The following is a 20,939-nucleotide window of genomic DNA, read 5'->3' as shown; positions in this document are numbered from 1 at the left end:
CATTGGGGTGCAGGAAACGGGGAAACAGGCAGAACAGCCAAAACGGACGGCTCAACGGAACATCCGAAAACGGACAACCCAAAAAAGAGAGCGCTGACGCGCTCTCTTTTTATTCCTGCCAGGCTTCTTCGTCGCACCCGGATGCAACATCCGGCGCAGTTTCCTGCGGACAATTCCGCTAGCATTGACGTTAACGTCAACGTCGCATTCCCATGGCCGCCGGCTGTGGATGCCGGCGGACTCTCCAGCCATGTCGACCACCTACACCATCAGCGATCTTGCCAAGGAGTTCGATCTCACGACCCGGGCCATCCGCTTCTATGAGGACATGGGCCTGCTTGAGCCCGAGCGTGCCGGGCCTGGCGGACGCAATCGCGTCTACAGCGCGCGTGATCGCACACGTCTTCGCCTGACCTTGCGGGCCAAGCGGCTGGGACTGTCTCTGAACGAAGCCAAGGAGATCATCGATCTCTACGACAGCCCCCGTGACACGGGCGTGCAACTGCGCAAATTCCTGGAGGTGCTGGCTGTGCACCGCCGCCAGCTCGAGGACCGCCTGGCCGATCTGCAGGCCAACCTGGCCGAGGTGCGAGAGCAGGAATCCGAGGCCCGCACTTTGTTGCAACACCTGGATGGGAAAAATGCTTCATAATTGACGTTTACGTAAACGTAATTTGTGAGGCTTGCCTTGACCGTGCTCCGCCTGGAACCTGCCAACAGCGACTTTGCCCGCCGTGTGCAAGACAGTTTTGCACGCCAGGGCGCGATGCACACCCTGGGCGCCGAGCTGTCCTTGCTGGAGCCCGGTGCCGTCGATGTCTGCCTGGACTGGGCGCCCGGGCTGACGCAGCAGCATGGCTTTTTGCATGCCGGCATGGTTTCCACGGCGCTGGATTCCGCCTGCGGCTACGCAGGGCTGACCCTGATGCCGGCCGATGCTGCCGTGCTCACCATTGAATTCAAGATCAACTTGCTGGCCCCTGCCAAGGGCCAGCGCTTTCGCATGGAAGGCCGTGTGCTCAAGCCGGGCCGCACCATCACCGTGACCGAAGGGCGCGCCTACGCCATCGACGAAGGCCGCGAGAAGCTGATTGCCACCATGGGCTGCACGCTGATGTGCGTGCAGGGCCGCGATCTGGCCGATTGAGCCGGGCGGCGTTCTTTCCCCCAATTTCCACAGGAGACATGAGATGAGCCTTTCCAACCTGCCGGGCCTGAACTTCCAACTGGGCGAGGACATCGACGCGCTGCGCGATGCCGTGCGCGAGTTCGCACAGGCCGAGATTGCACCGCGCGCCGGCGAGATCGACCGCGACGACCAGTTCCCCATGGACCTGTGGCGCAAGTTCGGCGACCTGGGCGTGCTGGGCATCACCGTGTCCGAGCAGTACGGCGGTGCCGACATGGGCTACCTGGCCCACATGGTGGCGATGGAGGAAATCTCGCGTGCCAGCGCATCGGTGGGCCTGTCCTACGGCGCGCACAGCAATCTCTGCGTGAACCAGATCAACCGCAACGGCAATGAAGCGCAAAAGGCCAAGTACCTGCCCAAGCTGATCAGCGGCGAGCATGTGGGCGCGCTGGCCATGAGCGAGCCCGGCGCCGGCTCGGACGTGATCAGCATGAAGCTCAAGGCCGAGGACAAGGGCGGCTACTTCCTGCTCAACGGCACCAAGATGTGGATCACCAATGGTCCCGATGCCGACACCCTGGTGGTCTACGCCAAGACCGAGCCCGAGCTGAACGCCCGCGGCGTGACTGCCTTCCTGATCGAGAAGGGCATGAAGGGCTTTTCCATTGCCCAGAAGCTGGACAAGCTGGGCATGCGTGGCAGCCACACGGGCGAGCTGGTGTTCGAGAACGTCGAGGTGCCGGCCGAGAACGTGCTGGGCGGCTTGAACAACGGCGCCAAGGTGCTGATGAGCGGCCTGGACTATGAGCGCGCCGTGCTGACGGGCGGGCCGCTGGGCATCATGCAGTCGGTGATGGACAACGTAGTGCCCTACATCCATGACCGCAAGCAGTTCGGCCAGAGCATCGGCGAGTTCCAGCTCATCCAGGGCAAGGTGGCGGACATGTACACCGTGCTGCAAGCGGGCCGCTCCTTTGCCTATACGGTCGCCAAAAACCTCGATCTGCTGGGAACCGAGCATGTTCGCCAAGTTCGCAAGGATTGCGCCAGCGTCATCCTGTGGTGCGCCGAGAAGGCGACATGGATGGCCGGCGAAGGCGTTCAAATCTATGGGGGTAATGGGTATATCAACGAATACCCACTGGGTCGTCTCTGGCGGGATGCGAAACTCTATGAGATCGGCGCCGGCACTAGCGAGATCCGTCGCATGCTGATCGGCCGCGAGCTGTTCGCAGAGACCTGCTGATCTTTCGCCTGCCTGCTGCGCCGTTCTTGAGTTTGACCCCAACAAAAGGATTGTTTATGAGCACAACCTCCATCGAAGAGCTGTTTGTCCACAACCGCGAATGGGCCCAGCAGGTGGAGCGTGACCGGCCCGGTTTCTTCACTGGGCTGATGGCGCAGCAAAAACCCCGCTACATGTGGATCGGCTGTTCCGACAGCCGCGTGCCCGCGAACCAGATCACGGGCCTGGAGCCCGGCGAGGTGTTCGTGCACCGCAACGTGGCCAACGTGGTCGTGCCCAGCGACCTGAACTGCCTGTCCACCATCCAGTACGCGGTGGACCAGCTCAAGGTCGAGCACCTGATGGTCGTCGGCCACTATGGCTGCGGCGGCGTGCTGGCGGCACTGGAGGATGTGCGCGTGGGCCTGGCCGACAACTGGATCCGCCACGTGAAGGACGTGCGCGACAAGCACCAGGCGCTGCTGGCCAGCCTGTCGCCGCAATGGCGCCATGACGCGCTGTGCGAGCTCAATGCCATCGAGCAGGTGATCAATGTGGCGCAGAGCACGGTGATGCAGGATGCCTGGGCGCGCGGCCAGAAGGTCACGCTGCACGGCTGGTGCTATGGCCTGAAGGACGGCCTGATCACCAATCTGCAGATGACCGTGCCCGGTGTCGGCGGCATCGCCAACATCCATGCCGAGGCTGTCGAGCTGGTCGCCAGCCGCCAGCGCGACTGAGCGGCCATGGCAGGCGGGACCCCGGGAGACTTCATGCCGATGCCTGCCCAGGACACCCTGCTTGCCCATGACATCGCGCGGGCGATGATGGATGGCTTCAACCGCCATTACCGCCTGTTCCGCGCCGAATCGGCCCGCGCCAAGCACCGCTTCGAGACGGCCGACTGGCTGGGCCAGCAGCGCGCGCAGCGCGAGCGCATCGAGTTCTACGACCTGCGCGTGCGCGAATGCGTGCGCCGGCTTGAAAAGGAGTTTTCGGCCGGCGCCCAGCCCATGCCGGTCTGGCAGCAGATCAAGCGCCACTACATCGGGCTCATGGTCAACCACCTGCAGCCGGAGCTGGCCGAGACCTTCTTCAACTCGGTCACCACCAAGATCCTGCACCGTACGCACTTCCACAACGACTTCATCTTCGTGCGGCCGGCCGTCAGTACGGAATACATAGAGAACCAGGAGCCGGCCGCACGCCCGGCCTACCTGGCCTTCTACCCCACGCGCGAGACACTGTCGCAGACGCTGCGTGAAGTCGTGGAGCAGTTCGCGCTGCAGCGCCCCTTTGAAGACCTGGAGCGCGACATCGCCCGCCTGGCCGAGCGCCTGGAGCCCCAGCTGCAGGCCATGCGCCTGTACGCCAACTTCCAGATCCAGGTGCTGTCCAGCCTGTTTTTCCGCAACAAGGGCGCCTACATCGTCGGCAAGATCATCAACGGCTTTGCCGAGCTGTCCTGGGCCGTGCCCATCCTGCATGGGGACAACGGCCGGCTGGTGCTGCATGCGGCCCTGTTCGGCGAGAAGGACCTGCACGGCCTCTTCAGCTTTGCGCGTGCCTACTTCATGGTCGATACCGACGTGCCCAGCGCCTACGTGCAGTTCCTGCGCAGCCTCATGCCGCGCAAGCCGCGCGCCGAGCTGTACAACGCCCTGGGCCTGGCCAAGCAGGGCAAGACGCTGTTCTACCGCGACTTCCTGCACCATCTGCGCCATTCGCGCGACCAGTTCCGCATCGCGCCCGGCATCAAGGGCATGGTCATGCTGGTGTTCGACCTGCCCAGCTTTCCCTATGTGTTCAAGCTCATCAAGGACCGGTTCGCCGCGCCCAAGGAGATCACCCGCGAGCAGGTCAAGGCCAAGTACCGCTTGGTCAAGCAGCACGACCGCGTGGGGCGCATGGCCGACACGCTGGAGTACAGCCTGGTGGCCTTCCCGCGCGAGCGCTTCTCGGAGGCGCTGATCGCCGAGATCCTGGAGCACGCGCCCAGCCAGGTCGAGATCAGCGACCGCGACGGCGATGGCCGGCAGGAGGTCATCATCTCCCACCTCTACATAGAGCGGCGCATGGTGCCGCTGAACCTGCTGCTGCAGGAGTGCTTCGATGACGGGCTGGACCTGCCGGGACCGCGGCAGCGGCTGGAGAGCGCCGTGATCGAATACGGAAATGCCATCAAGGACCTGGTGGCCGCCAACATCTTCCCGGGCGACATGCTGTGGAAGAACTTCGGCATCACGCGCGGCGGCAAGGTGGTGTTCTACGACTACGACGAGATCGAATACCTGACCGACTGCCATTTCCGCCAGGTGCCTGCGCCGCGCAACGAGGAAGACGAGCTCAGCGGCGAGGTCTGGTATCCCGTGGGCCCGCGCGATGTGTTCCCGGAAACCTTCGCGCCCTTTTTGCTGGGCAATCCGGCCGTGCGCGAAGTTTTCATGCGCCACCATGCCGACCTGCTCGATCCCGCCTTCTGGCAGGGGCACCAGCAGCGCATCCGCGAAGGCCACGTGCACGACGTCTATCCCTACGAGCGCAGCCGCTGGCTGGCCTGACCCGTTTGTTTTCCCCTCACCATCACCACATCCAGGAGATAAGCATGCAAGACCCCATCGTCATCGTCGGCGCAGCCCGCACCCCCATGGGCGCATTCCAGGGCGACTTCGCCGATCTCGCGGCCCACGATCTGGGCGGCGCCGCCATCAAGGCCGCCGTGCAGCGTGCCGGCGTGGCGCCGGAGAAGGTGGACGAAGTGCTGTTCGGCAACTGCCTGATGGCGGGCCAGGGACAGGCGCCTGCGCGCCAGGCAGGCTTCAAGGGCGGCCTGCCGCGCAGCACGGGCGCCGTGACCCTGTCCAAGATGTGCGGCGCCGGCATGGAGGCCACCATCCTGGCCCATGACCAGCTGGTGGCGGGCAGCCGCGATGTGGTGGTCTCCGGCGGCATGGAGAGCATGACCAATGCGCCCTACCTGCTCAAGAAGGGCCGTGGCGGCTACCGCATGGGTCACGACAAGGTCTATGACCACATGATGCTCGACGGCCTGGAGGACGCCTACGAGCCGGGCCGCTCCATGGGCACCTTTGGCGAGGACTGCGCCGCCAAATACCACTTCACGCGCGAGCAGCAGGACGCCTACGCCATCGAAAGCGTCAAGCGCGCCCAGGCCGCCACGGAAAGCGGCGCCTTCGCGGCCGAGATCACGCCCGTCACCGTCTCCACGCGCAAGGGCGATGTCACGGTCAGCATCGACGAAGGCCCGGCCAAGGCCAAGCTGGACAAGATCGCCAGCCTCAAGCCCGCCTTCAAGAAGGACGGCACGATCACGGCTGCATCGAGCTCCAGCATCAACGACGGCGCCGCCGCCCTGGTGCTGATGCGCGAGTCCACGGCCAAGGAGCTGGGCTGCAAGCCGCTGGCGCGCATCGTTGCCCATGCCACGCATGCCCAGGAGCCCGAATGGTTCACCACGGCCCCCGTGGGCGCCACGCAGAAGGCCCTCAAGAAGGCCGGCTGGACGGCGGCGGATGTGGACCTGTGGGAAGTCAACGAAGCCTTTGCCGTCGTACCCATGGCCCTGATGGCCGAGCTGGGCGTGCCGCGCGACAAGGTCAACGTCAACGGCGGCGCCTGCGCGCTGGGCCACCCCATCGGCGCCAGCGGTGCGCGCATCCTGGTCACGCTGCTGCACGCCCTGCAGGCGCGTGGCGGCAAGCGCGGCCTGGCCACGCTGTGCATAGGCGGCGGCGAGGGAACAGCCATGGCGATAGAAATGGTCACCCCCTGAGGCGCTGCGCGCCCTCCCCCTGAAAGGGGGACGACACCCTCGGTGCGGGGCGGCGCGGCCGGCGTAGGCCCTTCCTCGGTGTCTCTGATTTGCATTGCGCCAGTTTTATGGGCAGCGCCACAGACGTCCAGAGAGCTAGACTTGGATCGGCCGATCCGCTATTACTTTGACCTCTCGACCATGATCACCAGCGAAGAACAGTTGCGCAGCCTGTATGCCATGCCGGCCGAAAGGGCCTTGCTCAAGCAGCAGGTGGACCTGGACCGGCATTGCCTGCGCTTCATCGCGCTGTCGCCGCTGTGCATCGTGGCCACGGGGGGCGCGGCGGGCTCGCTGATGGATGCCTCGCCGCGCGGCGGAAAGCCGGGCTTCATCAAGGCGCCCGACAACCAGACGCTGCTGATCCCCGACTCGGGCGGCAACAACCGCCTGGACAGCTTCAGCAACCTGATCGCCGATCCGCGCATCGGCCTGCTGTTCATGGTGCCGGGCTTCGACGAGACGCTGCGCGTCAACGGCGTGGCCAGGCTGCGCGACGAGGCCCACTACACGGCGCTGTTCGCCAACGAAGGCTTCCGGCCCAAGATCGTTCTGGAGATCCAGGTGCAGGAGGCCTATCTGCACTGCGCCAAGGCCCTCATGCGCGCCCGGCTCTGGAAGCCCGAGTCCCAGGTGCCGCGCAACGTCATGCCGTCGGTGAACCAGATGGTCCACCAGCAGATCGGCCTGCCTGCGCCCACCGAGACGCAGGAGGCCATGGTCGAGCGCTACGAAAAACAGATCGCGGGCGAGCAGGGCCTCTGACCGCATTCCATTTGAAAGGTCGAAAGACATGGCAGTCACTCTGGTGTTGGGAGCCTCGCGCGGGCTCGGTTTTGCCTTGGTAGAGGCCTATGCGGCCCAGGGCCGCAGCGTGGTCGCCACGGTGCGCAGCGAGGCCGATCGCGAGCGCGTCGAAGCCACGGGCGCCAAGGTGCTGCTGGTGGATGTGGCCGATCCGGCCAGCGTCAGCGGCCTGGCCTGGCAGCTCGATGGCGAGAAGATCGAGCTGGCGCTGTACGTGGCCGGAGTGTGGGATGCCCACAGCTCGGCCACGCCGCCCACGCGCGAGCAGTTCGACCGCGTCATGCACACCAATGTGCTGGGCGCCATGCAGGTGCTGCCCCAGGTGGCGCCGATGGTCGAGGCGGCGGGCGGCGTGTTCGGCCTGTTCTCCAGCGAGATGTCGCTGCTGGCCGGCGCCGAATCCGACGCCTGGCTCTACCGCGTCAGCAAGGCCGCGCTCAACATGGTCGTGGCCAGCGCCCAGCCGCAATGGCCGGGCGCCACCGTGGTCGCGCTGGACCCGGGCTGGGTGCAGACCGACATGGGCGGCGAGTCCGCCACCTTCACCGTGGAGCAAAGCGTGCAGGGTCTGGTCCGCACCCTGGCCGGCGTCACGCCGGCTGATCGGGGCCGCATGCTGCGCCACGACGGGCAGCGCATCGCCTGGTAGCTGCGGCCGGGACAACGAACAACGAAACAAGAATCAGGAGACAAGACATGCTGCTCAACGCAGACCAGGAAATGATCCGTGACGCGGTGCGCGACTTCGTGCGCACCGAAATCACGCCCCATGCCGCACGCTGGGACAAGGAACACCACTTTCCCAAGAACGTGCACCAGGGCCTGGCGGCGCTGGGTGCCTACGGCATCTGCGTGCCCGAGGAATACGGCGGCGCCGGCCTTGACTACCTGAGCCTGGCCCTGGTGCTGGAGGAAATCGCAGCCGGCGACGGCGGCACCAGCACGGTGATCAGCGTCACCAACTGCCCCGTCAACGCCATCCTCATGCGCTACGGCAGCGAGGCGCAAAAGCAGCAATGGCTGGCGCCGCTGGCGCGCGGCGAGATGCTGGGCGCCTTCTGCCTGACCGAGCCGCATGTGGGCTCGGACGCCTCGGCGCTGCGCACCACGGCCACCCGCGACGGCAACGACTACGTGATCAACGGCGTCAAGCAGTTCATCACCAGCGGCAAGAACGGCGACGTGGCCATCGTCATCGCCGTCACCGACAAGGCGGCCGGCAAGCGCGGCATGAGCGCCTTCATCGTGCCCACCTCCGCGCCCGGCTACCAGGTGCTGCGGCTGGAGGACAAGCTGGGCCAGCACAGCTCGGACACGGCCCAGATCCAGTTCGAGGGCTGCCGCATCCCCGCCGCCAACCTCATCGGTGCCGAGGGCGAGGGCTACAAGATTGCGCTGTCGGCGCTGGAGGGCGGGCGCATCGGCATTGCCGCGCAAAGCGTGGGCATGGCGCGTGCGGCCTTCGATTGCGCGCTGCAGTACTCCAAGGAGCGCGAGAGCTTCGGCCAGCCCATCTTCAACCACCAGGCCGTGGGCTTTCGCCTGGCCGACTGCGCCACGCAGATCGAGGCTGCGCGCCAGCTGATCTGGCATGCGGCCAGCCTGCGCGATGCCGGCCTGCCCTGCCTGAAGGAAGCGGCCATGGCCAAGCTGTTCGCCAGCGAGATGGCCGAGCGCGTGTGCAGCGCAGCCATCCAGACCCTGGGCGGCTATGGCGTGGTCAACGATTTTCCCGTCGAGCGCATCTACCGCGACGTGCGCGTGTGCCAGATCTACGAGGGAACGAGCGACGTGCAGAAAATTCTCATCCAGCGCGCCCTGGCCTGAGGCCCCTCACTATGCTGCGGGTCGGGCCGGATGGCCCCGTCACCCGCAGGGCTTAGCATGGAGCGTCGCCGGGACGGCGCCCGGGAGAGGCGGGCACCGGACTCCGGCAGGTTTGTGACCACCTTCGCAGGAGATCCCGACATGCCCATTGCTTCCGTCAACGGCCAGAACCTTTACTACGAGGACACGGGCGGGCGCGGCCCGGTCCTGGTGTTTTCGCATGGACTGCTCATGGACCACACCATGTTCGCTCCCCAGGTCCAGGCGCTGCAGGATCGCTATCGCTGCATCATCTGGGACGAGCGTGGCCATGGCCAGACGGCGGACCCCGCGCATTGCGCTCCCTTCGACTACTACGACTCGGCCGACGACCTGGCCGCCCTGCTGGCGCACCTGGGCGTGGAGCGCGCGGTGCTGGTGGGCATGTCGCAGGGCGGCTATCTGTCGCTGCGCTGTGCGCTCATCCATCCCGAGGTCGTGCGTGCGCTGGTGCTGATCGACACCCAGGCCATGCTGGAAGACCCCGAGCAGATGCCCCACCACGAGGCGTTGCTGCGCGCCTGGATGGAGCATGGCCTCAGCGACGACATGGCGGCCACGGTGGAGCGCACCATCCTGGGCCAGGGCTGGAGCGGCGCGGCCGCCTGGCGCGCCAAATGGAAGAAGGCCACGCCCATCAACCTGGGGCAGAGCTTTCTGGCGCTGGCCCAGCGCGATGACATCAGCCCGCGACTGCCCGACATCCACGTACCGGCACTGGTCATCCATGGCACGGACGACATCGCCATCACGCTCGACCGTGCACGCGCCATGGCCAAGGCCTTGCCCAGGGCGCAGTGGGTGGAGGTGCCGGGGGCCGGCCATGCGGCCAACCTCACGCATCCGCAGCCCGTGAACCTGGCCATCGAGCGCTTCCTGGAGCAGCTCGACTAGGCTCAGACCGGCGGATCGCCGTCGTTCTCGCTGTCGCGGCGGCGAAGGACGACGGTGATGCTGCCGTCGGTCTCCAGCGTGGCGCGCTCCACCTCTCTGAGGTGCAGGCAGCCGCCCGCACGCAGCGCGGCCTCGATATCGTCGCGCGTGATGCGTTCCTCGCGCATCAGATCCTTGTTCAGGTGGCCGTCCGTGATCAGGGCCTGTGCCTTGCCGTCGATGAGCCGCTCCAGCGCGGGATAACGGAAAGTCAGCCAGGACAGCAGCAGATGGCACAGGATCAGCGTGGAGGCCGAGATCATGCCGCCGATCAGCGAGTTGTCCCCGGCATTCATGGAGTTCTGAACGGCATTCGACAGGATGAGCAGCAGCACCAGGTCAAAGGGCGCGTACTGCCCCGTCTGGCGCCGCCCCGTCAGCCGAAGGAACACCAGCAAGAACAGGTAGACGGCCACGCCGCGCACCACGAACTCCCACCACGGGACCGACATTGAAAACATGGGCTCTCCTTACAGGCCCGAGGGCCCGCGGTCAGTATCATGGCCCGCCTGTCCTCCATCAAGAACCCGGTCGCAGCAAGGCGGCCGTGACTGACATGCATTCCTGCTCCCCCGGCGTCCTCTCCCAGGTTCCGCAAGTTCCGCAAGTTCCGCAGGGCCAGCCGCTATGAGCGCGGCCGCCACCTCCCCGGCCTGTCCCTGTGGCCAGCACGATGCCAAGGGCCGGTCCCTGGCCTTCGATGCCTGCTGCGGCCGCTACCTGGACCATTTCGACGACTGCCCCGCACCCGATGCCCAGGCCTTGATGCGCTCGCGCTACAGCGCCTTCGTGCGTGAGGACGCCGCCTACCTGCTGGCCACCTGGCACGCCAGCCAGCGGCCCGCCACGCTGGACTTCGAGCCCTCGGCGCGCTGGCTGGGGCTGGCGGTCAGGGACTTCCGAAGCACCGGCGAGGACCGCGCCGAGGTGGAATTCGTCGCGCGCTACCGCGTGGCGGGCCGCGCCGTGCGCCTGCATGAGCGCAGCCGCTTCGTGCGCGAAGGCGGGCGCTGGTTCTACGTGGATGGCGTCCAGTTCTGAACACGACGGCGGCCCTGCGGAGCCGCTGTGGAAGCTGCAGCAGCGCCAGCGGCTGCTGCTGTCCATCGCATCGCGGGGCTCGTCCGAGGCGGCGGCCCTCATCATCCCCGGCATCGTGGTCTGGCTGCAGCGGCACGAAACGGGTGCCTTCCAGGCGCCGCTGCTGCTGTGGTGGCTGGGCATGGCGCTCATGGCCTGCGTCTTCGTCGGTTTGCGGCGCCAGTTGCGTCGGGACCTGGGCGCTGCCGTGCCCTCGGCCGAGTTGCCAACGCGGCTGCAGCGCTGGGAGCGCGTGATGGGCCGCATGGCCTTGCTCAACGCCGGTTCCTGGGCGCTGGCCATACCGCTGACCCATGGCAGCGGCCATGAATTCCGGCTTTTCATCTACCTGGTGCTGTGCGGCGTCGTGGCCTCGGCCGCCACCTTCCTGGCGCCGGCGGCTGCCGTGTTCAAGCGCTTCTTCGGCGTGCTGTACGGCGCCATGCTGCTGGCCGTGGTCTGGTACTTCCCGAACAGGGGCCTGTACCTGCTGCCGCTGCTCATGCTGTATGGCGCCACCATCGCGCGCCATGCCTGGGGGGCGCGCCAGCTCATGCAGCAGCAATGGGCGCAGGAGCGTGACCGCCAGCTGCTGGCCGAGCGCTACCTGGCGGCCAAGGAGCAGGCCGAACAGGCGCTGGAGGCCAAGAGCCGCTTCCTGTCGGCTGCCAGCCATGACCTGCGCCAGCCCCTGCATGCCCTGGGCCTGCTGGTGGAGACCGCCCGCCAGCGCAATGCCGACGGCGCGCTTGCGGGCGTGCTTGACGATGCCCAGGCCTGTGCCCAGTCGCTGGGCACCATGTGCAACGACCTGCTGGACCTGTCGCGCCTGGAGAACGGCACCTGGGAGCTGCGCGCCCAGGTGATGGACCTGCGCATTCTGCTGGGCGATGCCACGCGCCTGTTCGCGGCCGAGGCCCGCCAGCGCGGGCTGGTGCTGCGCTGGCGCGTGGCGCGCGGCATGGATAGCCTGGTGCGTGCCGACGAGGCCCTGCTGCGCCAGATGGTGTTCAACCTGCTGCACAACGCCCTGCGCTACACCCAGCGCGGCGGCGTGCTGCTGGCCGCCCGCGTGCACGGCGGGGGCTGGCGCATCGAGGTCTGGGACACGGGCCTGGGCATTGCGGCCGAAGACCGGCCCCATGTCTTCGCACCGCACTTTCGCGCGCGTTCCGGCCAGGCGGCCCGGCGCGCGGCCCAGCCTGCGGCCGAGCACCTGCCCGGCGTGAGCAGCCAGGGCCTGGGCCTGGCCGTGGTGGCCGCAGCGGCGCGCCGCATGGGCGTGGAGCATGGTCTGCTGTCCACGCCGGGACGGGGTTCGTGCTTCTGGCTGCAGCTGTCGCCCAGCCTGAACGTGCAAGCGGACCTGCCTCTGGGGCACGCGCAGGCGCAGGCAGGGGCAGGGGCCGAGGCTGCCGCGAATCCGCCAGGCCGTCCCCTGCTGCAGGGCCGGTGCTGGGTGGTCGATGACGATGTGCAGGTGGCACAGGCCCTGGCCGGCCTGCTGCGCGGCTGGGGGCTGACCGTGGACGTGGCGGCTGCGGGGCGCGAGGCGCAGGCCTGGCTGGCGGCGGGGCAGCATCCCGATTTCGTGCTGTGCGACCACCAACTGGCCCAGGGCGAGAACGGCTTTGCGCTGCTGCAGAACGTGCTGGCGCAATCGCCGCAGGCGGCCGGTGCCCTGCTCAGCGGCGACCCTTCCGCTGCGCTGGAGCAGCAGGCGCAGGAACTGGGCTATCTGCTGCTGCGCAAGCCCGTGGATCCGCTGGCGCTGCGGGCCCTGCTTCAGCGCAGGCTGGCCGTGGCCGGCGCCTGAACCGTATCGGTCGGCGGTACGGAGGGCGGCAGCTCCAGCGCAATGCCCTGCATGCGCGTGATGGCGTCAATGCGGCTGTGCACGCCCAGGCGCTGCAGGGCGCCTGCCACATGCTCCTTGACCGTGTGCGGCGACAGGTGCAGCAACCGGGCAATGCTGGGATTGGGCAGGCCGCGCAGCACCAGGTCCAGAACCTGGGCCTGGCGCGGGGTGAGGCCCAGCTCGGCCGCCGTCATGCGGATGGCATGGGCGCCGCCCGGCGGCTGCGGCGCCAGCGGGGCGGCGGGGAACCAGGTCTCGCCGCGCAGCAGGGCCGCCACGGCCTGCTGCAGCACCTGCGGCGGCTGCGACTTGAGCACAAAGCCATGGGCCCCGGCCGCGCGTGCCTTCAGGGCAATCGCGCCATGCGTGTCGCCGCTGGTCATGAGCACGCGGCAGGCGGGCGCCAGCGTGCGGATTTCGCGCACCACGTCCGTGCCTGCGCTGGCACCCAGCCAGAAATCCACGATGGCCAGATGCGGCGATCCCCTGGCGGCCATGCACTGCAGGCCTTCGCCCGCATCGGCCACGGCATGGACTTCGGACAGGCCGAATTGTTTCAGGAACTCGGACACGCCCATGGCCGTCAGCGGGTGGTCGTCGATCACCAGGGCATAGCGCCCCGATTGGAGACAGGAGGAATCGGTCAGGAGGGAATGGCTGTGCATGGTCCGCGCGAAGGCATGTCGAAAGGGCTGGAGCGCCAGGGCGCGCCCGGATACACCTTGCGCACATCGTAACGATTACCCCCCGGCCGGGGGGTGACCGGATGTCGGCCAACTCCCCAAAATCGCCGCCGATGCCCTGAGATTCCGCATGGAACGGGCATGTATTCAACGAGAAGGGGAGATAGTCATGAAGATGGTACAGCTCACGCGCCGCAGCGCGGCATTGATGCTTCTGGGAACCCTGGCCGCCTGTGGCAGCGGCGGTGGTGGTGGATTGGGAGAACCGGGCGGCGGAGATCCCGGCAATGGCGGAAATCCTGGCAACCCCGGTACGCCCGGCAACCCCGGCGGCACGCCCACGCCGGTGACCGGCCAGTACCGCATGGAGACCGGTGCGGAGAACTTCGACGCGGCCCTGTCCGCCATGAACGCGCTGGGGGCGCAGGGCTATGCCTTCACCTACAGCCTGGCCTCGGGCGGTACCGCCTTCCCCGTTCCCATCGGTGACTTCTACGTCACCGACACGGCCCACACCGGCACGCGCCTGGACTACCGCATGGTGCCCGATGTGGCGGGCGTCTCGGCCCTGGTGGCCCAGCTCAACGCACAGGGTGCGCAAGGCTACCTGTACAAGTCGGGCATGGCGTTCCCCAGCAGCACGCAGGACCTGCGCAACCTCTATGTGCGCAGCAGCAGCGCCGCAGCCACCTACAGCTACGAGACGCGCCCCGCCGTGGGTGCGCTGGACACGTCGGGCTTCACGCAGCAACTGGCCGAGATGAGCGGCCGGGGTTTCCGCTACATGGGCCCGCTGATCTCGGGCAACGAGATGTTCAACCTCTACGTCAAGGACTCCAAGGCGCCGGCCTTCGAGTACGCGGTGTTCGCATTGGCCGCGCCCTTCGGCATGGCCAACGGCACGGCGCTGAAGCAGCGCCTGGACGAGATGGGGGCCAAGGGCCACCTGCTGCGCGGCGCCCTGGTGCTGCGGGGCAATACCGAAGGCGTGCAGCTGTACGAAAAGAGCGGCGACCAGCAGGGCGCCATCGAGTACCGCGTCGAACCGGTGTCCCAAAGCGCCAGCCTCGCGCAGCGCCTGGAGCAGTTCAACCGCAATGCGGTCGAAGGCTTCTTCGCCTTCGGCGACGTGGTCACCGACGATGGCCGGTTCCATTCCATCTCGGTGCGCAACGTCCGCCGCATGGTGCATCCGCTGGCCGGTGCGTCCTTCCCCTGAGCAGGGCACAGGCATGCGCGGCCGGCGCATAATCCGGCCATTTTCCGCAGCAAGGGCGCCCCAGGGCGCCCTTGCTCAGTTTGTTTCGAGAATCCATCCATGACTGCTTTCGAGGCCGTGCTCTTCGACTGTGACGGCGTGCTCGTCGACAGTGAATCCATCACCAACCGCGTGCTGTGCACCATGCTCAATGAATCGGGCTGGCCCATCAGCACCGAGGAATGCCTGCGCGAATTCATCGGCAAGACCGTGCGCAGCCAGGCCGCGCTGATCGAGGCGCGCACCGGCAAGCCGCTGACCGACGCATGGATGGCCGCCTTCTACGAGCGCCGCAACGCCGCGCTGCGCGCCGAGCTGGTGGCCATTGACGGCGCGCTGTCCGCCGTCAGCCAATCCCATGCGCTGTGCGCTGGCCGCATCGCCTGCGCCTCGGGCGCGGACCGCGCCAAGGTGGAGATGCAGCTGGCCCAGGTCGGCATGGCCCCGTATTTCGAGGGCCGCGTCTTCAGCGGCCATGAGCTGCCGCGCAGCAAGCCCTTTCCCGATGTGTACCTGGCCGCCGCCGCCGCACTGGGCGTGGAGCCGGCGCGCTGCCTGGTCATCGAGGACACGGTGACCGGCGTCACCGCCGGCGTGGCCGCAGGCGCCACGGTCTGGGGCTACTTCCCGGCCGACCAGGGCCACGCATCGGCCGAGCAACTGCTCGAGGCCGGCGCCAGCTGCGTATTCGGCGACATGGGCGAGCTGCCGGCCATGCTGCGCGCCATCGGGCAGGCCAGCGCCAGCGCTTGAGCCTGAGCCGGCCCTAGCGCAGCCGCGGCGAAGGCGTCTCGTCCACGGCCTGCGCACGCGCGGCCTGCTGCTCGGCCTGCAGCGCCCGCTGGAAGGCGGGCCGCTGCTGCAGGCGCTGCCAGTAGGCCTGGGTGGCAGGCCCCCACTGCGGCTCCATCTCCAGGTGCGCCGACAGCATCAGCGCATAGCCCACGGCCACGTCGGCAGCGGTGAAACGGTCTGCCGCGAGCCAGTGGCGCTGTTCCACGGCCTGCTCCACCGCGCGCAGCCGCGCAAGGAACCAGCGCTGGTAGTCCTGGGCCACCTGGGGCTGGCGCCGTTCGGCTGGCTCGAAGTGGGTGTAGCGCAGCACCAGGGTCTGCGGGAAGGTCAGCGTGGCATCGCTCATGTGCAGCCAGTTGAGGTAGGCCGCAAAGCCCGCCTCCTGCGGCTGCACGGACAGGCCCGCCCCGGGGTGCAGGGCGGCCAGGTACTCGCAGATGGCGGCTGACTCGGTCAGCCTGGCCTCGCCGTGGCGCAGCAGCGGCACCGTGCCCAGGGGGTTGAGCTCCAGATAGCTGCGCTGCAGCGCGCGCGGCGGAAACGGCAGCATGTGCAGCGTGTAGGGAAGCTGCAGTTCTTCGAGCATCCACAGCGCGCGGAAGGAGCGCGCGCTGACGCAGTGGTGGAGATGGTGCATGCGCAAAGCCTAGGCCAGATGCGCGGACGACGGCAGTCGCGCAGGATGCAAATCGCGCCAGGATGCGCGCGGCCCTCACTCGGGCCGGGCGCGCGCGCTCTTGCGGAATTCGGAAGGCGACAGCCCCGTCCACAGCCGGAAGGCGCGGATGAAGCTCTTGTCGTTGAGAAACCCGCAGGACTGGGCGATGCGCTTGATGGGCCGGCTGGTGCGCAGCAGCAGGGCCACGGCACGCTCGCGCCGCACCTCGTCCTTGAGCGCCTGCAGCGAGGCGCCTTCTTCCTTGAGCTGGCGATGCAGGCTGCGCTGGGACAGGTGCAGCTGGCGCGCCAGCGTGTCGGCCGTCTGCAGGCATTCGGCGTCGGCCGCCAGCAGCTGGCGCACGCGCTGCACCAGCTGGCGCTCGCGCCGGTAGGGGCGCACCTGCAGCGGCAGGGCGCGCTGCAGCATGCGCTGCAGCGCGGGCTCGTCGCGCGTCAGCGGCATATCCAGAAAACGCGCGTCGAACTGGAGGCAGGCCCGGGCCGCGCCAAACTCCACCTCGCCCGGCGGGAACAGCAGCGCATACACGCCCGCATGCGGCGGGGGTTCGAAGGGAAAGCAGGCGCGCCGCAGCGGCAGCGGCTCATCGATGAACCAGCTGGCCAGGCCGTGGATATTGCGCAGCACCGACAGCAGGCAGAACTCGCGCATGGCGCCCAGCGTGGACAGCTCCTCGATGGCCAGCGTGGCCAAGCCGTCTTCCTGCGTCAGCGTGAGGCGGATGTCGTCGGCCAGCAGGCCATGGTGGCGGCACCAGCGCGCCAGTGCCAGGCCCAGCTGCTCGCTGCCCATGCTGGCGCGCGCCAGCATGCCGTAGCTGCCCCAGGGCAGGCGCCGGGAGAACCAGCCCAGGGCCTCGTCGTCGAGTTCCCGCATGGCGGCATCGGACAGTGCCTCCATCTGCAGCGCCGTGATGCACTCGTTGCGCTCTTTGACGGAGTCTGGCGCAATTTGTGCCTTCTCCAGGGCGGACAGGGCGCTGATGCCCCGGCGTTCGTAGGCCAGCATAATGGCCTGCACAAAGGCCATGGGCGTGACTGCAGGGTGTGCGGAGGCCATGGTGGCGGCCGCCTGGGGCAGGGGGGTCTTGACCAGCGAGGGGGTGAACATGCTGGCAATTATTGCAACCTTCGTGGCCTGTTCTGCTCGGGGTTGGCCCTTATGCTGCCACGCAATAGCTGCCGTGACGGGGCAGGCCACTGCATTTGCCCGTCCCAGGCGCCGCCGACGACACAGGAGACAACGCATGCCCGCCCAGAACGCCCCGCTCGCTTCCAGCCATGCCCAAGGCCGCACCGATGTGCCGCTGATCGAGCAGACCATCGGCGATTTCTTTGCCGACATGGCGGCCCGCCAGCCCGATCGCGAGGCCCTGGTCAGCCGCCACCAGGGCCTGCGCTACAGCTATGCCGGCCTGCACACCGAGGCGCGCCGCCTGGCCAGCGCGCTGCTGGGCCTGGGGCTGGACAAGGGCGACCGCGTCGGCATCTGGTCGCACAACAACGCCGAATGGGTGCTGATGCAGCTGGCCACGGCCCAGGTCGGCCTGGTGCTGGTCAACATCAACCCGGCCTACCGCACCTCCGAGGTCGAGTACGCGCTCAACAAGGTCGGCTGCAAGGCCCTGGTGACCATGGCGCAGTTCAAGACCAGCGACTACCTGGGCATGCTGCGCGAACTGGCCCCCGAGCTGGCCACGGCCGAGCCCGGCCGCCTGCATTGCGCGCGCCTGCCCCAGTTGCGCAGCGTGGTCTGGATCGACGTGGCAGGGCAGGGCGAAGAGCAGCCCGGCATGCTGCGCTTTTCCAGCCTGCTGGCGCGCGGTGATGCGCAGGATGCGCGCATCGACGCCGTGGCCGCCACGCTCAAGAACACCGACCCCATCAACATCCAGTTCACCAGCGGCACCACGGGCTTTCCCAAGGGCGCCACGCTGACCCACCGCAACATCCTGAACAACGGCTTTTTCATTGGCGAGTGCATGCGGCTGACGCCCGAGGACCGGCTGTGCATTCCCGTGCCGCTGTACCACTGCTTCGGCATGGTGCTGGGCAACCTGGCCTGCTTCACGCATGGCTCGGCCATCGTCTACCCGAATGACGGATTCGATCCGCTGCTGGTGCTGGAGACCGTGCAGGCCGAGCGCTGCACGGGCCTGCACGGCGTGCCCACCATGTTCATCGCCGAGCTGGACCACCCGCGCTTCAAGGAGTTCGACCTGAGCACGCTGCGCACCGGCATCATGGCCGGCTCGCCCTGCCCCATCGAGGTGATGAAGCGCGTGGTCAGCGACATGCACCTGTCCGAGATCACCATCGCCTACGGCATGACCGAGACCAGCCCCGTCAGCTGCCAGAGCGATGCCGACACGCCGCTTCAGCGACGCGTGTCCACCGTGGGCAAGGTGCAGCCGCACCTGGAGGTGAAGATCGTCGACCCGGCCACGGGCGAGGTCGTGGCGCCCGGCGTCTCGGGCGAGCTGTGCACGCGCGGCTACTCGGTCATGCACGGCTACTGGGGGGACGAGGCCCGCACGCGCGAGGCCATCGACGACGAGGCCTGGATGCACACCGGCGACCTGGCCACCATGGACGAGCAGGGCTACGTGAACATCGTCGGCCGCATCAAGGACATGGTGATCCGCGGCGGCGAGAACATCTACCCGCGCGAGATCGAGGAATTCCTCTACCGCCATCCGCAGGTGCAGGACGTGCAGGTCGTCGGCGTGCCCGACGTGCGCTACGGCGAGGAGCTGTGCGCCTGGATCATCGTCAAGCCCGGCCAGGCGCTGACCGAAGACGGCGTGCGCGACTTCTGCAAGGGCCAGATCGCCCACTACAAGGTGCCGCGCTACATCCGCTTCGTCGAGGCCTTCCCGATGACGGTGACCGGCAAGATCCAGAAATTCAAGATCCGCGACGAGATGATCGCCATGCTGGATCTGCGCCCGGCCAGGACCGCCTGAGGGCTGCTTTCATGTGCTGCCGCCAGCTGTCCATCGCGTGCCGCTTAGGGCGTGCCGCCCTCGGGCGCGGCCATGGCCGAGGCGGCAGCGCGGCGCGCCACGACCAGGCGCTTGCGCAGCGAGACCTCCTGCATGTCCAGCTCGCTGACCAGGCGGCGCAGCGACTCGTCGTTGATGCGGTGGGCCTGGCGCTCGGCGTAGAGCGCGTCGCGCTCCTGGTGGATGCAGCGCAGGCGCAGCTCGATCTCCAGCAGGTAGCGCAGCTTGCGCTGGCGCACGACTTCGGGCGCCTCGCGCTGGATCTCGATGCTGGAGGCCGTGCCGCTGCCGTCGTCCAGCAGCTGGACGCGGTTGCGGTACTCCTGCGTCAGGTGGCCCATGACCTCCTGGTGCATGGCCACCCATTCGGGCGTGTGGCCCTGGATCTCTTCCTCGCTCAGCGTCAGCCCGCCAATGGCGGACTGGCAGGCGGCCACGCGCGCCAGGCGCTCCTCGCGCACCGTGGGCGATTCGCCGGGCTGGGGCATGCGGCGCAGGATCAGCGGCAGGGCGATGCTGCCCAGCACCAGGGTGAACAAGATGGTGCCCGTGGCCAGGAAGACCAGCATCTCGCGGCCGGGGAAGGGCTGTCCGTTGTTCAGCAGCATGGGCACGGACAGCGCGCCGGCCAGCGTCACGGCGCCGCGTATGCCGGCCATGGTGGTGGCCAGGTTCAGCAGGTGCGAGGGGCGCTCGGCCATCTTTCCCTGGAAGTGGGCGCGAGCCAGGCTGCGCTGCACGCCCAGGGTCAGCCAGATCCAGCGCATCAGCAGCAGCGCGCTGGAGATGATCACCACATAGCCCACCAGCACCCACCATTCGCTGCCCGCATCGTGCAGCGTCACGCCGATGATGGAGGGCAGCTGCAGGCCCAGCAGCAGGAAGATGGCGCCGTTGAACGAGGCTTCCACCATGCTCCAGGTGCCTTCGGTCTGCAGCCGCTCGCTGATGTAGCTGCTGCGCTCCAGGTCGGCGAAGTTGGTGGCAATGCCTGCGGCCACGGCCGACAGGATGCCCGACACGCCGATCTTTTCGCCCACGATGTAGGCGGCGAAGGGCAGCAGGATCAGCAGCAGCACCATCTGCGTGGCCGCCACGTCGCCCAGGCGGCGCGTGATGGTGCTGCGCGCATAGGAAAAGCCCCAGCCGATCAGCGTACCCACGCCCAGGCCGCCCAGGGCCATCCACATGAAATCCTTGGCCACCTCGGTCCACGAGAACAGGCCGGTCAGCGTGGCCGCGATGGCGAATTTCAGCGCCACCAGGCCCGAGGCGTCGTTGAGCAGGGACTCGCCCTCGAGGATGTGCATGGTCTTCTCGGGCATGCCCAAGTTGCGCGTGATGGCCGAGACGGCCACGGCATCGGTGGGCGAGACCACGGCGGCCAGCGCAAAGGCCACGGTCAGCGGCATGCCGGGCACCAGCCAGTGGATCAGCCAGCCCAGCCCCACCACCGTGAACAGCACCAGGCCCAGCGCCAGGCGCAGGATGGGGCGGTACAGCGCAAAGAACTCGCGCTTGGGGATGCGCCAGCCGTCGGCGAACAGCAGCGGCGGGATGAACAGCAGCAGGAACAGCTCGGGATCGAAGGCGATGTGCAGGCCCTTTTGCGGCCAGGCCATCAGCGCTCCCAGGGTGATCTGGATCAGCGGCAGCGGGATGGCGCGCACGTAGCGCGCGGCAATGCCCGTCAGCGCTCCCAGCAGCAGGACGAGCAAGACGATTTCAACGGTGTGCATACGGCATTTTCCCCAGGCCGGACCGCCGTTCTTTGCAGGACATTCGGA

General features: G+C 67.7%; 20 protein-coding genes. 15 read left to right on the top strand and 5 right to left on the bottom strand.

The genetic code is table 11. The features are described from left to right. Nucleotides 1–250: 250 nt before the first annotated feature. From ACF8NF_RS23985 to ACF8NF_RS23940, 10 genes are all read left to right on the top strand, one after another. On the top strand, nt 251–652 hold the full coding sequence (locus ACF8NF_RS23985; protein ID WP_034363199.1) for a MerR family DNA-binding transcriptional regulator: 402 nt from the start codon (nt 251–253) through the stop codon (nt 650–652). Nucleotides 653–688: 36 nt separating this feature from the next. Continuing rightward, the gene (locus tag ACF8NF_RS23980) at nt 689–1,147 is read left to right on the top strand and encodes a PaaI family thioesterase (RefSeq protein WP_034363201.1); all 459 of its coding nucleotides are present in this window, start codon (nt 689–691) and stop codon (nt 1,145–1,147) included. 43 nt (nt 1,148–1,190) lie between these two features. Beyond that, complete coding sequence (locus ACF8NF_RS23975) at nt 1,191–2,378, top strand: isovaleryl-CoA dehydrogenase (RefSeq protein ID WP_013800381.1); 1,188 nt, start codon at nt 1,191–1,193, stop codon at nt 2,376–2,378. A gap of 56 nt (nt 2,379–2,434) precedes the next feature. Further along, the gene (gene can, locus ACF8NF_RS23970; RefSeq protein WP_016450015.1) at nt 2,435–3,097 is read left to right on the top strand and encodes a carbonate dehydratase; all 663 of its coding nucleotides are present in this window, start codon (nt 2,435–2,437) and stop codon (nt 3,095–3,097) included. Nucleotides 3,098–3,130: 33 nt separating this feature from the next. Next, nucleotides 3,131–4,918 (top strand): bifunctional isocitrate dehydrogenase kinase/phosphatase, encoded by a 1,788-nt coding sequence (aceK, locus tag ACF8NF_RS23965; RefSeq protein WP_026063009.1) that lies wholly within the window; start codon nt 3,131–3,133, stop codon nt 4,916–4,918. A 44-nt stretch (nt 4,919–4,962) separates the two neighbouring features. Beyond that, nucleotides 4,963–6,150, top strand: coding sequence for an acetyl-CoA C-acyltransferase (locus tag ACF8NF_RS23960; RefSeq protein ID WP_016450017.1), 1,188 nt, complete (start codon nt 4,963–4,965; stop codon nt 6,148–6,150). Between the two features lie 180 nt (nt 6,151–6,330). Further along, a complete protein-coding gene (locus ACF8NF_RS23955) occupies nt 6,331–6,954 on the top strand; it encodes a pyridoxamine 5'-phosphate oxidase family protein (protein WP_017406486.1) in 624 nt (207 codons plus the stop codon). A 28-nt stretch (nt 6,955–6,982) separates the two neighbouring features. Then, the gene (locus ACF8NF_RS23950) at nt 6,983–7,645 is read left to right on the top strand and encodes an SDR family oxidoreductase (RefSeq protein WP_017406485.1); all 663 of its coding nucleotides are present in this window, start codon (nt 6,983–6,985) and stop codon (nt 7,643–7,645) included. 47 nt (nt 7,646–7,692) lie between these two features. Further along, on the top strand, nt 7,693–8,823 hold the full coding sequence (locus tag ACF8NF_RS23945; protein ID WP_017406484.1) for an acyl-CoA dehydrogenase family protein: 1,131 nt from the start codon (nt 7,693–7,695) through the stop codon (nt 8,821–8,823). A 141-nt stretch (nt 8,824–8,964) separates the two neighbouring features. Beyond that, nucleotides 8,965–9,756 (top strand): alpha/beta fold hydrolase, encoded by a 792-nt coding sequence (locus ACF8NF_RS23940; RefSeq protein ID WP_016450021.1) that lies wholly within the window; start codon nt 8,965–8,967, stop codon nt 9,754–9,756. Between the two features lie 2 nt (nt 9,757–9,758). On the opposite strand, the gene ACF8NF_RS23935 is transcribed toward ACF8NF_RS23940, so the two are convergent. Then, nucleotides 9,759–10,256 carry a DUF421 domain-containing protein gene (locus tag ACF8NF_RS23935; RefSeq protein ID WP_043790438.1) on the bottom strand — a complete coding sequence of 166 codons (498 nt, stop codon included), beginning with the start codon at nt 10,254–10,256 and terminating at the stop codon, nt 9,759–9,761. Nucleotides 10,257–10,422: 166 nt separating this feature from the next. Here ACF8NF_RS23935 and ACF8NF_RS23930 point away from each other — a divergent pair, with 166 nt between their 5' ends. Continuing rightward, a complete protein-coding gene (locus tag ACF8NF_RS23930; protein WP_392451386.1) occupies nt 10,423–10,836 on the top strand; it encodes a YchJ family protein in 414 nt (137 codons plus the stop codon). Beyond that, nucleotides 10,820–12,691, top strand: coding sequence for a hybrid sensor histidine kinase/response regulator (locus tag ACF8NF_RS23925; protein ID WP_392451384.1), 1,872 nt, complete (start codon nt 10,820–10,822; stop codon nt 12,689–12,691). The genes ACF8NF_RS23930 and ACF8NF_RS23925 overlap by 17 nt, the downstream gene beginning before the upstream one ends. On the opposite strand, the gene ACF8NF_RS23920 is transcribed toward ACF8NF_RS23925, so the two are convergent. Beyond that, entirely contained in the window at nt 12,661–13,398 is a 738-nt protein-coding gene (locus ACF8NF_RS23920; protein WP_016450025.1) for a response regulator transcription factor, read from the bottom strand. The genes ACF8NF_RS23925 and ACF8NF_RS23920 overlap by 31 nt on opposite strands. 187 nt (nt 13,399–13,585) lie before the next feature. Between ACF8NF_RS23920 and ACF8NF_RS23915 the strand changes: the two genes are divergently transcribed. Both ACF8NF_RS23915 and ACF8NF_RS23910 read left to right on the top strand, forming a co-directional pair. Further along, on the top strand, nt 13,586–14,635 hold the full coding sequence (locus ACF8NF_RS23915) for a hypothetical protein (RefSeq protein ID WP_392451383.1): 1,050 nt from the start codon (nt 13,586–13,588) through the stop codon (nt 14,633–14,635). Nucleotides 14,636–14,734: 99 nt separating this feature from the next. Continuing rightward, the gene (locus ACF8NF_RS23910) at nt 14,735–15,427 is read left to right on the top strand and encodes an HAD family phosphatase (RefSeq protein WP_016450027.1); all 693 of its coding nucleotides are present in this window, start codon (nt 14,735–14,737) and stop codon (nt 15,425–15,427) included. Between the two features lie 13 nt (nt 15,428–15,440). Here ACF8NF_RS23910 and ACF8NF_RS23905 read toward each other — a convergent pair whose 3' ends face one another. Next, nucleotides 15,441–16,106 (bottom strand): glutathione S-transferase family protein, encoded by a 666-nt coding sequence (locus ACF8NF_RS23905; RefSeq protein WP_392451382.1) that lies wholly within the window; start codon nt 16,104–16,106, stop codon nt 15,441–15,443. Nucleotides 16,107–16,181: 75 nt separating this feature from the next. Continuing rightward, nucleotides 16,182–17,258 (bottom strand): AraC family transcriptional regulator, encoded by a 1,077-nt coding sequence (locus tag ACF8NF_RS23900; RefSeq protein WP_252652917.1) that lies wholly within the window; start codon nt 17,256–17,258, stop codon nt 16,182–16,184. Nucleotides 17,259–17,394: 136 nt separating this feature from the next. Between ACF8NF_RS23900 and ACF8NF_RS23895 the strand changes: the two genes are divergently transcribed. Next, nucleotides 17,395–19,113, top strand: a complete 1,719-nt coding sequence (locus ACF8NF_RS23895) for an AMP-binding protein (protein WP_160853231.1) — start codon at nt 17,395–17,397, stop codon at nt 19,111–19,113. 44 nt (nt 19,114–19,157) lie between these two features. Here the strand turns inward: ACF8NF_RS23895 and ACF8NF_RS23890 are convergent, their stop codons facing one another. After that, on the bottom strand, nt 19,158–20,891 hold the full coding sequence (locus ACF8NF_RS23890; protein ID WP_126312711.1) for a Na+/H+ antiporter: 1,734 nt from the start codon (nt 20,889–20,891) through the stop codon (nt 19,158–19,160). Between the last annotated feature and the right edge of the window lie 48 nt (nt 20,892–20,939).

Source organism: Delftia sp. WSY_22 (assembly GCF_043104185.1).
Taxonomy (GTDB): Bacteria; Pseudomonadota; Gammaproteobacteria; order Burkholderiales; family Burkholderiaceae_C; genus Comamonas; species Comamonas tsuruhatensis.
The sequence above is the reverse complement of the archived record's forward strand: the minus strand, read 5'-3'. Positions and strand labels throughout refer to the sequence as shown.